Annotated in this window: 12 protein-coding genes; 9 read left to right on the top strand and 3 right to left on the bottom strand. The window is 54.4% G+C overall.

The window, feature by feature from the left end; all coding sequences use genetic code 11:
• The first annotated feature begins 68 nt into the window (after nucleotides 1-68).
• Nucleotides 69-1571: a molybdate ABC transporter ATP-binding protein ModF gene (modF, locus tag ACT3RQ_RS16230; protein ID WP_441677200.1), complete on the top strand. Its 1503-nt coding sequence runs from the start codon at nucleotides 69-71 to the stop codon at nucleotides 1569-1571.
• Nucleotides 1572-1733: 162 nt separating this feature from the next.
• Here the strand turns inward: modF and ACT3RQ_RS16225 are convergent, their stop codons facing one another.
• The 3 genes from ACT3RQ_RS16225 to ACT3RQ_RS16215 all read right to left on the bottom strand — a co-directional run bounded on the left by ACT3RQ_RS16225 (nucleotide 1734) and on the right by ACT3RQ_RS16215 (nucleotide 5532).
• Nucleotides 1734-3212 carry an NCS1 family nucleobase:cation symporter-1 gene (locus ACT3RQ_RS16225; protein ID WP_444639052.1) on the bottom strand — a complete coding sequence of 493 codons (1479 nt, stop codon included), beginning with the start codon at nucleotides 3210-3212 and terminating at the stop codon, nucleotides 1734-1736.
• Nucleotides 3213-3277: 65 nt separating this feature from the next.
• Entirely contained in the window at nucleotides 3278-4636 is a 1359-nt protein-coding gene (locus ACT3RQ_RS16220) for an NCS1 family transporter (RefSeq protein ID WP_444639051.1), read from the bottom strand.
• A gap of 143 nt (nucleotides 4637-4779) precedes the next feature.
• Nucleotides 4780-5532: an aspartate/glutamate racemase family protein gene (locus ACT3RQ_RS16215; protein ID WP_193054403.1), complete on the bottom strand. Its 753-nt coding sequence runs from the start codon at nucleotides 5530-5532 to the stop codon at nucleotides 4780-4782.
• Nucleotides 5533-5803: 271 nt separating this feature from the next.
• Between ACT3RQ_RS16215 and puuE the strand changes: the two genes are divergently transcribed.
• The 8 genes from puuE (at nucleotide 5804) to ACT3RQ_RS16175 (ending at nucleotide 14888) form a co-directional block, all read left to right on the top strand.
• Complete coding sequence (gene puuE / locus ACT3RQ_RS16210; RefSeq protein WP_444639050.1) at nucleotides 5804-6742, top strand: allantoinase PuuE; 939 nt, start codon at nucleotides 5804-5806, stop codon at nucleotides 6740-6742.
• A gap of 11 nt (nucleotides 6743-6753) precedes the next feature.
• A complete protein-coding gene (locus tag ACT3RQ_RS16205; protein ID WP_444680891.1) occupies nucleotides 6754-7584 on the top strand; it encodes a bifunctional allantoicase/(S)-ureidoglycine aminohydrolase in 831 nt (276 codons plus the stop codon).
• Between the two features lie 44 nt (nucleotides 7585-7628).
• Nucleotides 7629-8120: an ureidoglycolate lyase gene (locus ACT3RQ_RS16200; RefSeq protein ID WP_444631668.1), complete on the top strand. Its 492-nt coding sequence runs from the start codon at nucleotides 7629-7631 to the stop codon at nucleotides 8118-8120.
• A gap of 84 nt (nucleotides 8121-8204) precedes the next feature.
• Complete coding sequence (gene pyk, locus ACT3RQ_RS16195) at nucleotides 8205-9674, top strand: pyruvate kinase (RefSeq protein WP_193057151.1); 1470 nt, start codon at nucleotides 8205-8207, stop codon at nucleotides 9672-9674.
• 13 nt (nucleotides 9675-9687) lie between these two features.
• Nucleotides 9688-10224, top strand: coding sequence for a DUF192 domain-containing protein (locus ACT3RQ_RS16190; RefSeq protein WP_172117450.1), 537 nt, complete (start codon nucleotides 9688-9690; stop codon nucleotides 10222-10224).
• 508 nt (nucleotides 10225-10732) lie between these two features.
• A complete protein-coding gene (locus ACT3RQ_RS16185; RefSeq protein ID WP_444680890.1) occupies nucleotides 10733-11713 on the top strand; it encodes a TAXI family TRAP transporter solute-binding subunit in 981 nt (326 codons plus the stop codon).
• Between the two features lie 132 nt (nucleotides 11714-11845).
• Nucleotides 11846-14449: a TRAP transporter permease gene (locus tag ACT3RQ_RS16180; RefSeq protein WP_444639046.1), complete on the top strand. Its 2604-nt coding sequence runs from the start codon at nucleotides 11846-11848 to the stop codon at nucleotides 14447-14449.
• Nucleotides 14450-14459: 10 nt separating this feature from the next.
• On the top strand, nucleotides 14460-14888 hold the full coding sequence (locus ACT3RQ_RS16175) for a universal stress protein (RefSeq protein WP_087111921.1): 429 nt from the start codon (nucleotides 14460-14462) through the stop codon (nucleotides 14886-14888).
• The last annotated feature ends 81 nt before the right edge of the window (nucleotides 14889-14969 follow it).

Genomic DNA, 14969 nt, shown 5'->3' with positions numbered 1-14969 from the left:
TCGGCTTTTTTGTCCCTGGATAAAGACTTTCCGAACCCTGATTTTTTACCAATGTAAGGAACATGTTCATGGAGCCTTCAACCCGCTTGGCGAGCATTCAGCTAAACAATGCGACGATCAGTTTTGATGATCGCTTCACCCTAAGCGAGATTGACTGGACCATCGAACCTCACCAGCATTGGGTCATCACCGGCGCTAACGGTTCCGGTAAGTCGGCCCTGGCGGCGGCACTGGCTGGCGTTGGCAAGATTGAAGCGGGCACTGTTCAAGGGCTTCCCGAGCGCGTCGGGCTGGTCTCTTTTGAAGTGCAGGCCGAGCTTATCGCAGAAGAGCTGAAAAAAGACGATGCCGACATCATGGATGTCGTGTCGCTTGGCACGCCGGTCAGTGAAATGATTTTCGAGCACTGCCAAGATGCCGAACTCGCTGGCGAGCTGGTTGAAAAATTCGGCCTAACGACACTCCTCGACCGCGCCTTTCGCAAACTCTCCACGGGTGAAACCCGCAAAGTTATGCTGATCCGAGCGCTGGCTAACAAGCCCGATCTGCTCATTCTAGATGAGCCGTTCGATGGCCTGGACGTCGACACGCTCGCCATGCTGCAAGCCCATCTTGCCTCTATTATCGAAAGCGTCCCCATGGTGATGGTGCTCAATCGCTTCGACGAAATGCCGGACTTCATCACTCACGTGGCTTACCTGGATAAAGACCGGCCAGACCCGGCGCAAGAGAATAAAAAGCAAGGCAATAGAGCGCGTAGGGAAGGTGGGCGACTGGCGTTCACAGTAGACCGCCAGGATGAGGCCGCCTTCAACGAGCTTTACCAACTGCTGCATTTGAAAACGACTGACCTAAGCGTGCCCGAGGCCGACCCTGCCCATCAGTTGCCCGCGCTCGACCCCAACCAGCCGTTAGTGAAGCTCAAGCAAGCGACGATTAAATACGGCGATACCGTCATTGTGGACTCGCTCGACTGGACGATCGAACGCGGGCAACACTGGCAACTGAGTGGTCCTAACGGCAGCGGTAAAACCTGCGTATTGTCCTTGATCACGGGAGACCACCCGCAATGCTATACCAACGATATTTTCGTGTTTGGCTTCCAGCGCGGTAACGGCGAAAGTATCTGGCAGATCAAGCAGTTTATTGGCTATGTCTCCACGGCCCTGCAATGGGAGTATCGTGTCAGCACTAGCTGCAGGAACGTCATCATCTCGGGCTTTTTTGATAGTATCGGCGTTTACACAAAATCTACCGATAATCAGCAAAAGATTGCCGACCAATGGCTTGATTTACTGGGTATGAAAACGCGTGCCGACCAGCCGTTCAATAAGCTTTCCTACGGCGACCAGCGGTTGCTACTGATTGCCCGTGCCATGGTGAAGCACCCGCCGCTTCTAATACTCGACGAGCCCTGCCTGGGCCTTGATGACATGAACCGCCAGCTCGTTCTTGCGCTCATCGAGAAAATCTGTGAAGGCAAGGAAACCACGGTGCTCTACGTCAATCACCACACGGAAGACAGGATAAAGGAAATAGACAACCATTTAACGCTTGAGAAAAACCACTAGGCGCTGACGTTTTCGTTGCTGCCTGCACTCTAAAAAAGCGCCATCGGCACAAAGCCGATGGCGCTTTCAAATTGCCTAAACTGTCAGTTTTAAATTACCAGTTTTTAAATCACCAGTTTTTAAATCACCAGTTCCTGAAACATTCGTTAAAGCTCACTCACCTCAACTTGCCCTCTGCTGGGTAAGGGTGGGTGCTGCCTTAAACTGTCGCATCAAGCCAAAGTAGAACGCGCCTCCTAATCCTGCACCAATGAGCCAGCCGTAGCCGTCCAGGCTTGAAAGGGCAGGGACTAGCACCGTGGAGAGCGAGAACAGCGCTGCGCAGCCAAACGCAAGTAGGGCGCGGCGGTTCCATCCGTTTGTGTAGTAGTACGCGCTGCCAGGGGCTGAGGAGAATAGCTCCTGCATATTGAGGTGTTGGCGCTTAATCAGGTAGTAGTCCACCACAATAATGCCATAGAACGGCGCGACAATAGCGCCAAGGGCATTGACAAAGCCGGGGATGCCAATCTGACTAATCACCGAGATCCACAGCGCTCCCACAAAGAAGGCGATAACGGCGGTAATCAAGCCACCCACCTTAAAGCTGATTTTGCTGGGAAAGAGGTTGGCCAGGTCATAAGCCGGTGGAATAAAGTTGGCGACCAGGTTAATGCCCACGGTAGCGGCAAAAAAAGTGAGGGCGGCGATGATGGTCAGCGGTAATGAATCAACGCGCTCAACAATATCGGCGGGGTTGGTGAGCGCTTCGCCAAACAGTACCAGCGTACCGGCAGTAATAATAAGTGCGATAAACGAGAAAAACGCCACGTTAAGCGGTAATCCAAGCAGGTTGCCCAGCTTCATTTGGCGCTCGGTTTTTACAAAGCGGGTAAAGTCGCCAAAGTTGATCACCACGGCCGCAAAGTAAGCCACCATGGTGCCTACAATGGCAAGAAACGCGCCCACGGCGCCCACGTTTTGCTCACCGCTGCCGCTAAAGATGGTTCCAATGGCGGGTAGCAACTCGTCTCCTGCCTGGAACCAGACAATTCCCATCAGCACGACCATAACCACGTACACCAGCGGGCCTGCCCAGTTCAAAAAGTGCTTAATCCGCTCGATGCCTTGCCAGAAGATCGCGATTTGAAAAAGCCACACGATCACAAATGACACCCATGCGACGCCAGAAAGGCCCAGGAAGGTCGTGCCGCTGCCCGCCCCGATAAAGGCGGTAATCAGCAGGGCGACTGCCGTTGATGCGAAATAGGTCTGCACGCCGTACCAAAAGATACCCACAATCGCGCGTAGCATGGCGGGAAGGTTGGCACCGCGCACCCCCATACTAGCGCGCACCATCACTGGGAAAGGGATGCCGTATTTAACGCTTGGTTTGCCCGTTAGGTTCACCAGAAACATGACAATAACACCGGCTAGAATAATCGCTGCCATCACTGCCCAGCCGTTCAAGCCATAGGTGAGGAATAGCGATGCCGCGAGGGTATAGCCAAACAGGCTTTGGATATCGTTGGACCACACGTTAAAGATTTCAAATGCGCCCCAAGTGCGTGCCTGGGGCTTTAAGGGGGCCAGATCTTCATTATAAAGCGAGGGATCGAACTGCTTGATATCAAGATCGCTGTTAGGCGGTTGCTCATGCATGGCAGGCTCTCTCTGCATTAATCGTCAGCACGGCTGCACGTAGGCAGCCGTCGGATTGGGAGGGGTTAGCGTGTAAAACGCTGGCAGGCGGGCCAGTGCTTCATCAGCAGGTAATAGGTCAGCCCGGCGGGAATTAAACTGGCGTACCAGGAGACCGCAGAGAAAAAGAGTGCTGCCAGGATGCCCACCGCGGTTGCAACGAGAGCCGCTTTATTGACGCCTTGATAAGGGCCGGTGGGATCGTAGAGCTTGCTGATATCCAACGTGCGGCGGCGGATGATGTAGTAATCCACCACCAGAATGGCAAAGATGGGGCCCAGAAAGGCCGAGTAGGTTTGGACAAACAGCTGTAAACCGGCGGCCGAGCCCGGTTGAACCAGCTTCCAGGGGAAGGTGGCAAACGCTAATAGGCCGACAATGACGGTCGCGACCGGGAACTTGATCTTGAAGATGTCCATTAGTACATAGGTAGGCGGCACCACGTTGTTCAGTGCATTGGTCGTGACCTGGGCAAAGGCGATAAACAGCAGAGTGGTCATTAGTAGCGGCGTGTTATCCACGGCATTGGCAAACACCTGAATGGGGTCTGCGGTGCCCGTGGCTTCCGACACCATGTAGCCGATCAGGCCCATAAACAGCGTACAGGGTAGAATCGACATGGCATAAATGGTGGTAAGCAGGCTCTGGGCCGTGCCTTTTTTATGCTCACGCGAGTAGTCGCTGACGTTAAGCATCATGGTGCTGTAGATGCCTAAAAAGAGCATGGTGGCGCCCCAGAATGGCATACCCCAAGAGCCTTCCATGGTGAACAGGCTGGCGGATAATTCATCGCCATAGCGCTGCACCGTGGCGTAAAACATGTACATCAGCGAGGCCAAAATAAACGCGCTGCCGATATTTTCCAGCCACTTGATACCTTGAAAGCCCATCACCGAAAGGCCGATTTGCAGGAATTGGAAGGTAATAAAGTAAAACACCAGGTTATCAAAGCCGAACAGGGTTGCTGACACCATGTTGAGTGCCCCTGCACCAATCCAGCTTTGAAAGCCGTACCACACCACGGCAGGCAACGCGCGAACCAGGCCGGGAATACGCGTACCGGTAAACCCAAATGCGCTGCGCGCCTGCACCATAAACGGAATGCCGTATTTGTAGCCCGCTGCACCGTTAATCGCCAGTGCAATGCCGATGACAAAGCACCCGATGGCGATGGCAAGCGTTGCCTGTAGCAGGTTTAACGTACCGACAACGCTTGAGCCCATGGCAAAGGTGCCGATAGAAACGCACCCACCAAACCAGGCCAGAAAGTAGGAGCCTCGCCCCATAATTCGGGTACCCTGGGGAGCCAGGCTTTCCTCCCCCAGGGCTTTGGTGCGCGCTGTAGAAGGGTCTTCTGACGCAAGAGCAGCATTTGAAATGCTCATGATGTCGTCCTCGCAAGATTATGAGTATTGTTGGTTTCTCAGGTTGTAGCCTGAAAGATGCTTGCGGCATGGCGTACTACTGGACGTTCTGGTTCTTTTACGAATGCACTGATTAACGAATTACTGACCTTCTGATGAGCGTGCTATTTAAGCGGCAATGGAAGGTTTGATAGGGCGGCAAACTTACCGGTAAAGGGTTTGGGTCGTGGGTAAGCAAGGTCGCCGTGCTTGCTGGTATGCAGTCCCAAGCCGACCAGGGATTCTGCAAGCTTCAAGGCTGCGCTTACACCTTCAACGACGGGAATACCTACTTCGTGGCTGATCTGTTGGGTGAGGTTCGCCATACCACCACAGCCCAGCACGATGGCGCCGATATCATCTTCATCCCTGGCGCGGCAGCACTCCTCGACAATTCGGGTAAACGCCGCATCGGGGTGGTGCTCAAGGTCTAGTACCGGAATTTCAGCGGCGCGAATGCGTCGGCAGTGGTGGCGAAAGCCGTACTGCTCAAGCAGGTGCTCGGCAATAATGCCGGTACGCCCCAGGGTGGTAACAATGGAGAAGCGCGTGCTGATTAGCGTGGCTAAATGGAAGGCTGCCTCAGCAATGCCAATCACCGGGGCGCGGGTTACTTCACGCGCGGCAAGCAGACCAGGGTCGCCAAAGCAGGCCACAATATAGGCATCAATACCGCCTTGTTGCTCACCTTTAAGTACTTCTTCGGCCACGCCTACCGCGCTTACCACTTCATCAAAATGGCTCTCAATGGAAACCGGACCTGATTCAGGTTGAGACGCGCTTATGCGGGTCCCCGGGGAGGCGTAAAGCTCAGCAGCCTGCCCAATGGCTTGGGTCATGGATGCTGTCGTATTGGGGTTAATAATATGTATGTGCACAGCACGCGATCCTGTAGGTAAACGATCCGATGTATCTTGTATACAAAAATAGGGGGCTTTATCGCCAAGAGCAAGGCCTTTACTCTCATTAAAAAGGCTAATAGATTCGTCTACACGCTCAGGTTTGGCGCTTTTTAAGTTACAAGAGATACGATGGGTTGATCAGCCATTCCTGGGCATATTGCCGTGGGCTATTAATATGTTTATTTTGTATACAACAATGGTCAATTAATTGAATTTATACGCTTGGTGATAACCGAAGGGCCCGCTGATGACGCTAACCACTGACCTCTGCTATCCGCGTGACTTAAAAGGCTATGGGCGTACACCGCCGCATGCCAACTGGCCAGGCAAGGCCAAAATCGCCGTACAGTTTGTCCTCAACTATGAAGAGGGTGGGGAGAACTGCGTGCTGCACGGAGATAATGGCTCTGAGCAGTTTTTATCCGAGATCATCGGCGCGGCCAGTTACGCCGACCGCCACTTGAGCATGGAGTCGATCTACGAGTACGGCTCTCGGGCAGGCGTGTGGCGGATCCTTCGCGAATTTGAGCGGCGGGGGCTGCCTTTAACGGTATTCGGTGTGGCGATGGCGCTAGAGCGAAACCCTGATGTCGCCCAGGCATTCAAGGAGTTGGGGCATGAGGTCGCGTGCCACGGCTACCGCTGGATTCACTACCAGGAAGTAGCCGAACACATTGAACGTGAACACCTGCAAAAAGCCGTGGAGATATTTCAGCGCTTATACGGGGAGAAGCCAGCGGGGTGGTACACCGGGCGCGATAGCCCCAACACCCGTAAGCTGATTATGGATGAAGGCGGTTTTCTTTACGATAGTGACTATTACGGCGACGATCTGCCCTTTTGGACGACCGTTACCGACAGCCAGGGGAGTGATCACTCTCATCTGATTGTGCCCTATACGCTGGACACCAACGATATGCGCTTTGCTGCGCCGCAGGGCTTCAATACGGCGGATCACTTCTTTACGTATCTGCGCGATGCCTTTGATGTGCTGTATGAAGAGGGGGAAGAAGCGCCCAAGATGCTCTCTATCGGCATGCACTGTCGCTTGCTGGGACGCCCGGGACGTTTCCGCGCCCTACAGCGCTTTTTAGACTATATAGAGACCCATGATCGCGTGTGGGTCGCTCGACGCGTCGATATCGCCCGCCACTGGGCGAAACACCATCCGCCCGTTACCTCATAAAAGGCCATTCAATGAACAATCCGGTTTACTATGCCCCTCAAGGCGGGCATCCACCGCAAACCCAAATAACGGCGGATCGGGCCGTTTTTACTGAAGCCTACGCGCTAATCCCGAAAGGCGTCATGCGCGATATCGTCACCAGCAATCTGCCGTTTTGGCAGGGTACCCGCGCTTGGGTGCTGGCGCGACCGCTCTCCGGCTTCGCCGAGACCTTCTCCCAGTACATCATGGAAGTGCAGCCCGGCGGCGGAAGCGACAAGCCTGAGCCTGAGGAGGATGCCGAAGGTGTGCTATTCGTGGTCGAGGGCGAACTGTCGCTGAGTCTGGACGGCGTGCGCCATGCCATGGCCCCGGGCGGCTATGCGTTTATTCCGCCGGGTGTGGAGTGGCGAGTGCGCAATGAATCCCGCGAAGCCGTTCGCTTTCACTGGATTCGCAAGGCCTTTGAGTACGTGGACGGCCTTGATGTACCGGAAGCCTTCGTCACCAACGAGCAGGCGATCACGCCCAGCGAGATGCCCGGCACGGAAGGGCGCTGGTCGACCACCCGTTTTGTCGACCCTAACGATGTGCGCCATGACATGCACGTCACCATCGTCAACTTCCAGCCTGGCGGCGTCATTCCGTTTGATGAAACCCACGTCATGGAGCACGGCCTTTACGTGCTGGAAGGCAAGGCGGTGTATCACCTGAACCAGCAGTGGGTGGAAGTGGAAGCGGGGGATTTCATGTGGTTGCGCGCTTTCTGCCCTCAGGCTTGCTATGCCGGCGGCCCGGGACCGTTTCGCTACCTGCTTTACAAGGACGTCAATCGCCACGTAAAGCTCAAGCTCTTTCGCTGAAATGAAGCTTTCGTTGAAATGAAGAAAGCCATGAGGAGGCCAACATGCTGACACTCACCGCCGAGCCGTTGACGCGTGAGGCCTTCGTGCCTTTTGGCGAGGTCATCGACGCGCGCGAGTCACCCTCGTTTGCCATTAACGCCGGGCGTACCCAGCGCCATCACGACCTGGCGAAGGTGCAAACCCTGGGTGAAAACGCCCATACGCTGATCAATCTGTTTGTGAGTCAGCCCGTTTCCTTACCGCTTGAATTAACCTTTTTAGAGCGCCATCCACTGGGCAGCCAAGCATTTATGCCGCTGCATCAGGAACGCTTTATTGTGGTGGTCGCACCGCCAGGCGAGACGATTGATCCAAAGACAGTGCGTGCGTTTGTTACCGACGGCCGTCAGGGCGTTAACTACCGAGCAGGCACTTGGCATGCAATACAGTCGGTGCTTGAGCGTGAAGGCGAGTTTTTAGTGGTGGATCGCGGTGGCGAAGGTAATAACTGCGAAGAGTATTCGCTCGAAATTACGGTCGATTTACGCGAATAACTTGTGCACACGCCTTACGGTTGTCATCCTGGTGGTCTTATACTGATAGGCTAATGACAAACCCCGTGATTGTTTAGGAAAACTATGAACGCACAGACACATATCCCGCTTCGCCGTACCAAAATTGTTGCCACCCTGGGGCCCGCCAGTGACCGTGAGGGCGTTTTGGAGGCAATGCTGAAAGCGGGGGTAGATGTCGTACGTTTGAACTTCTCCCACGGCACGCCCGATGATCATCGTCAGCGTCTTTTACGGGTGCGCGAAATTGCTGCCAAGCTGGGGCGCAGCGTGGCAGCACTGGGGGACCTCCAGGGCCCCAAAATTCGCATTGCCCGCTTTAAAGAGGGCATGGTGACCCTGAAAGAGGGGCAGCCGTTTGTGCTGGATATGGCGATGGACAGTGATGCAGGCGACGTTCATCAAGTGGGCTGCGACTACAAAACCCTTGCTCAGGATGTGGGCGCTGGCGACCGCCTGTTGCTGGATGATGGCCGTGTGGTGCTGGACGTTACCCGTGTAGAAGGCCAGCAGGTTCATACCCACGTGGTAGTGGGGGGCAAACTCTCCAATCATAAAGGCATCAACAAACAGGGCGGTGGGCTTTCTGCCCCGGCGCTAACGGATAAAGATAAACAGGATTTAAAAACCGCCGTTGAGATTGGCGTTGATTACCTGGCGATTTCTTTCCCGCGCCATGCCGAAGACATGCTGGAAGCGCGCCGTCTGCTGGGTGAAGAGGGCAAGGAGATTGGCCTAGTGGCCAAGGTTGAGCGTGCCGAGGCTGTGGCCGATGAGGCAACGCTTGACGGCATTATCGAAGCCTCTGAAGCGGTGATGGTGGCCCGAGGCGACCTGGGGGTTGAGATTGGCGACGCCAAACTGGTGGGCGTGCAAAAGCGCATGATCAAACGCGCCCGCTCGCTCAACCGTGCGGTGATTACCGCCACTCAAATGATGGAAAGCATGATCTCGGCGCCGCTGCCTACCCGCGCTGAAGTGTTTGATGTGGCCAATGCCGTGCTGGATAGCAGTGACGCCGTGATGCTTTCAGCGGAAACTGCCGCAGGCGACTATCCGGTGGAAACCGTGGAAGCCATGGCGCGTGTCTGTTTGGGCGCTGAGCGTGAAAAGGTGGCACAAGAGTCGGGCCACCGGATTCATGAAGGCTTTACTCGCCCCGATGAAACCATTGCCCTTTCTGCTATGTACGCCGCCAACCATATGACCGGTGTGGCCGCGATTGCCTGCATGACCGCCTCCGGTTATACCCCCTTGATTGCCTCGCGCATCCGTTCTGGTTTGCCGATTGTCGGCCTTGCCCATAACCCCATCGCGCAGCGGCGTATGGCGCTATATCGTGGCGTCGTGTCGCTACCGTTTGATACCTCAGAAATGAGCGCGACCGAGCTTAATCGTCGTGCGCTGGAACTGCTGGTGCAACATAAGCTTGCCGAGCCGGGGGATCATGTCATCCTGACACGGGGTGATCACATGAATGCTCATGGTGGTACCAATACGATGAAAGTCATGACGATTGACCAGCTTACCGATTAAAGGACCTGCCTCCATGAACCCGACTCGTCGTCTTATGCTAAAAGCTGCGTTAGGCTTGCCTTTGGTCGCGTTGCTTCCCGGTACGGTTTGGGGCGCGCTCGCCTGGGCTGAGGGCGCTGACCCAGAGAGCGATTTACTGCCTCTGGCTATTCATAGTGACGGAGGCCCACACCGGCTGGAAGTGGAAGTGGCCAAAAGCGCGGCGCAGCGTCAGCGAGGGTTGATGGAGCGTGAATCGCTGCCTGAAAACCGCGGCATGCTGTTTCGTTTCGAGAGCGAGCAGCCTGCTGGCAACACTTTTTGGATGTACCGCACGCGCATTGTGCTGGATATCGCGTTTATCGATCAGGAGGGGCGTATCGTAGCGATTAACACCATGCCTCCCTGTGAGTCCAGTGTTCCGGCCAATTGTCCCTCCTATCCGGCAGGTGCCGCATTTTGGGCGGCCCTTGAAGTCAATGGCGGCTACTTCGCCGAACGCGGCATTAAAGTGGGCGACTGTATTTCGATTCCGGATCAAGCCGGCTTCTGCAAGCCCATCGATCAGTAGGTCTCTTCAAGGCGCGACGGCGCTTGTATCGCCATAAGAATCGGTAAAAAGGAACCACACCACGCTTAGGGCGTGGTGTGGTTCTGGTTGTTGTTGCCGGCGTGTAGGTTGCGAACCTCAGGGAACCTCCATGCGGGCTTGGCTACCCCTGCCTATTGAGCTATACCTTATTAAGCAACCAACCCTTTGACGGGCCAGGCAGGCTTTCGGGAAGTTTGGTTGCTTATCTCATACCCCCTATGCAAAAGAGGCATAGCAATTAACGGTGACTAAACGTTACGCAGCGTTAGAGTCGTGTTTCAATAGGCGCCGCTCGTATCCTTGAAGCCACGTATTGGCTTCGCTAATTAGCGGTTTTTTCGCTAAAGTAGTTAAGGTCGGCACTTCAGGATGTCGAACTATAACAGTTTGTCTTGAAAACGTTTTGGACGAAAAATCACCCGAGGGAACAGATCATCGGTGGTTCCAAAACGCATAACGCTCACAACATCAAGATAGAGGTGTATCCATGAATCGCCATGTGTTTTCTACCGCCACTTTTTCTGGCGCGTTGATCGCAGCAGCTACGTTTGCTGCCCCCGCTGTTGCTCAAGAGCGCTATATTACAATCGGCACAGGCGGCCAGACCGGTGTTTACTACGTCGTAGGCCAGTCGGTCTGCCGTATGGTTAACCGTGGCAGCGAAGAGCACAGTATTCGCTGTAATGCGCCTTCTACAGGCGGCTCTGTTGCCAACGTGAATGGCATGAAAAGCGGTGAGTTGGATATGGGCGTTGTCCAGTCTGACGTTCAATACCGTGCTTACAACGGCGAAGCCAACTTTGAAGAAGAAGGCCCCTGGGGTGACATGCGTGCGGTATTCACCATGCATGGTGAACCTCTTACCGTTGTCGCGCGTGCGGATGCGGGTATCGACAATATCAGCGATTTCCTAGGCAAGCGCGTTAACATCGGTAACCCAGGCTCTGGCCAGCGCAACACCATGGATGTCGTCATGGAAGCGTTTGGTTGGGACGAAGATACGTTCGCGTTGGCATCTCAGTTGGATGCGGCGGAACAGGCTTCAGCTCTGTCTGATAACAACATCGATGCGATGGTCTATGTGGTAGGCCACCCGAATGGCTCCATCCAGGAAGCCACCACCACGATTGATGCGAACCTGGTATCGGTCACTGGTGATGAAATCGATACGCTGATCGAAGAGTATCCTTACTACACGCGTTCTGTGATCCCCGGAGGTTTGTACCGTGGTAACGACGAAGACGTTGAAACCTTCGGTGTAGCAGCCACTTTCGTTTCATCGACTGACGTGGATGAAGAGGTTATTTACGAAACGGTTAAAGCGGTATTTGATAACTTTGATCGCTTCAAGCGCCTGCACCCGGCGTTCGAAAACCTTAACGAAGAAGACATGATTTCTGACGGTCTAACTGCACCGCTGCACGATGGCGCTGCACGTTACTACCGCGAGCGTGGCTGGATCGAATAAGACCCTAGTGTGACGCTATTAGCCAGGATCAATAGTGATTGCTTTTGAAGTTTAAGCGCGGGCACCTCGGGTGTCCGCGCTTCTTGTTGAAAGCGCTGATTGTCAGCGCTGACCATTAGGCAGGGCAAGCGTATGCGTGATGACAAACAACCCTCTAACGCCACTGAGAGCGACCTGGAGGATATGGTCGCCGCCAGTGACACAGGGGCAAGGAAGCCTCACGGCGTACCCGGTAAGTTGCTGGTAAGTATTGCAGCAGCGTGGTCGCTGTTCCAGCTATGGATTGCATCTCCACTCCCTTATATGATCGGCTTCGGTGTTTTTAGTGCCACTGAAGCACGCTCTATTCACTTGGCGTTTGCGCTGTTTTTGGCCTATATGGCCTATCCCGCGTTAAAGCGCTCACCGCGCGACCGTATTCCGCTACAAGACTGGATGTTTGCAGCGGTGGCGGCCTTTTGCGGTGGGTATCTGTTTCTTTTCTATTCAGAGTTAGCGCAGCGCCCCGGGCGCCCTATCACGCAGGACATCGTGGTGGGCATCGTCGGCATTATCATGCTGCTGGAAGCTACTCGGCGTGCGCTTGGCCCACCCCTGATGGTGGTTGCCGCGATATTTATTGGCTACTCCCTGTTTGGCCCGTACATGCCGGGCATTCTTGCCCACCGTGGCGTCAGCCTGGGAGGGTTGATTAACCACCAGTGGCTGGGTACCCAAGGCGTCTTTGGTATCGCGCTAGGTGTATCTACCAGCTTTGTCTTTCTGTTTGTGTTGTTTGGTGCGTTGCTCGATAAGGCCGGTGCCGGTAACTATTTTATAAAAGTCGCATTCTCGATGTTAGGCCATCTGAAAGGCGGCCCTGCAAAAGCGGCCGTTGTGGCATCAGGCATGACTGGGCTAATTTCCGGCTCGTCGATTGCCAATACGGTAACAACGGGCACCTTTACTATCCCGATGATGAAACGGGTGGGATTTAGCGCCGAGAAAGCCGGTGCCATTGAAGTCTCCTCATCGGTGAATGGGCAAATCATGCCGCCGGTAATGGGCGCGGCTGCGTTTTTGATGGTTGAGTATGTCGGCATCCCGTATGTGGACGTGATTAAACATGCCTTCTTGCCTGCGATTATTTCCTATATTGCGTTGATTTATATCGTTCACCTGGAAGCCCTTAAAGCCAATATGCAAGGGCTGCCTTCCAACAACCCAGCCCGTCCATTACTTAACAAAATCATAGGGTTTTTAACCGGCCTGTTGCTGTTAATGGGGCTGTCGGTGGTGGTCTATTACGGCCTTGGGTGGCTCAAGCCCGTGCTGGGTGAGGCAACGCCGTGGGTCATTTCAATCGGCCTGGCGATTATTTATGTAGGGCTTTTGAAAATAGGGTCTCACTATCCTGAACTGGAAATGGATGACCCTAACGCCAAGGTTATTAAACTGCCGCAGACACGACCCACCGTAATGGTCGGTTTGCACTATATCTTGCCGGTTGTTGTGCTGGTTTGGTGCTTGATGGTCGAGCGGCTCTCGCCTGGGCTTTCCGCTTTTTGGGCCACGGTGTTCATGATCTTTATTATGGTGACGCAGCGTCCCATTATTGCCGTCTTCCGTGGGCGCAGCAAAATGGCCGCCGATATCAAAGAGGGCTTTTTAGACCTATGGGACGGCCTGGTGACTGGCGCGCGTAACATGATCGGTATCGGTATCGCGACGGCCACAGCGGGTATCGTGGTGGGTGCGGTGTCGCAAACCGGTGTGGGCCTGGTACTTGCAGATGTGGTTGAAATCCTGTCAGGCGGTAACCTGATGATGATTTTGTTTTTAACCGCTTTGCTGAGCTTGATTTTAGGCATGGGCTTGCCCACGACCGCTAACTATATTGTGGTTTCGGCCTTGATGGCGCCGGTGATTGTGATGCTGGGTCAGCAAAATGGCCTGATTGTGCCGCTGATCGCTGTCCACCTGTTCGTGTTCTATTTCGGCATTATGGCGGACGTTACGCCGCCCGTGGGGCTGGCCTCTTTTGCGGCTGCTGCTGTGTCCGGAGGGGACCCGATTCGGACAGGCTTCCAGGCGTTCTACTACAGTCTGCGTACGGCAGCGCTTCCGTTTCTGTTTATCTTTAATACGGACCTGCTGCTCATTGATGTTACCCCGATGCAGGGCGTGGTGGTGTTTATTGTGGCCACTGTGGCGATGCTGATTTTCGCCGCGGGCACGCAAGGTTACATGCTGACGCGCAATCGCTGGTATGAGTCGCTGCTGCTGCTGTTGGTCGCTTTCACGCTCTTCCGCCCAGGCTTCTGGATGGACAAGATACATGACCCGTATGCGTCAGTGCCGCCTGCTCAGTTTGCTGATGCCCTTGAGCGTGTCGAGGATGGCAGTAATCTGCGGGTACAAATCGCTGGTGAAGATGCTTTTGGCTCGCCAATGACGACCTACGTACTGGTCCCGGTACCTCGTGGTGATACGGGCCAGGAGCGCCTGGAAAACCTCGGTATGGAGCTGTATGTAGACGGTGATCAAACGCTAGTCGATTTCGTCGCCTTCGGCAGCCAGGCCGCCGACCTGGGGTTTGACTTCGACCAGGAGATTATCGAAGTACTGGCCCCTGTAGACCGCTGGACGAAAGAGTGGATGTGGCTACCGGCGTTGGCAATATTTGGTTTTGTTGTACTCATGCAGCGTCGCCGGCGTAGTAAAAAGTCTGATCATGATGGCGCGGCAGTGGCCTAGGGAGGTTGTCATGTACCAAAAAATATTACTGCCCGTGGACTTGAATGAAGAGGGTTCCTGGAAGAAAGCGTTGCCCACGGCGGTAACGCTTTGCCAGACCTTCGGTGCGTCGTTGCACATTGTCACTGTGCTGCCAGAACTCAAAATGCCGATGGTAGGGGCTTACTTCCCCAAGAATTTTTCTGCAAAAGCGCATGAGGCCATGAAAGAGGCGCAGCATACGTTTATTCAGGACAATATTCCGCAGGATGTTAAAACCCAAAGCATTATTGTCGATGGCTCCCCCTGGGAGGCCATCATTAAGGTGGGCAAAAAGCTGGACGTGGACCTGATCGTGATGGCTTCTCATACTCGGCATAAGTTTGTCGACTATGTACTGGGCCCGAATGCTGAGCATGTTGTGCATCATTCAAAGGTGTCCGTCATGATCGTTCGCTAGGCGCTTTTTAAAAGGTGTCAGGCACTATGAAAACTCCAGCTCATATGAGCTGGAGTTTTTTTATAACCCCACGGTAATGTT

This window comes from Halomonas sp. AOP43-D1-4, assembly GCF_052446175.1.
Classification (GTDB): Bacteria; Pseudomonadota; Gammaproteobacteria; order Pseudomonadales; family Halomonadaceae; genus Vreelandella; species Vreelandella citrativorans.
Note: the sequence above shows the minus strand (reverse complement) of the source record. Positions and strands in the feature narration are given on the sequence as shown.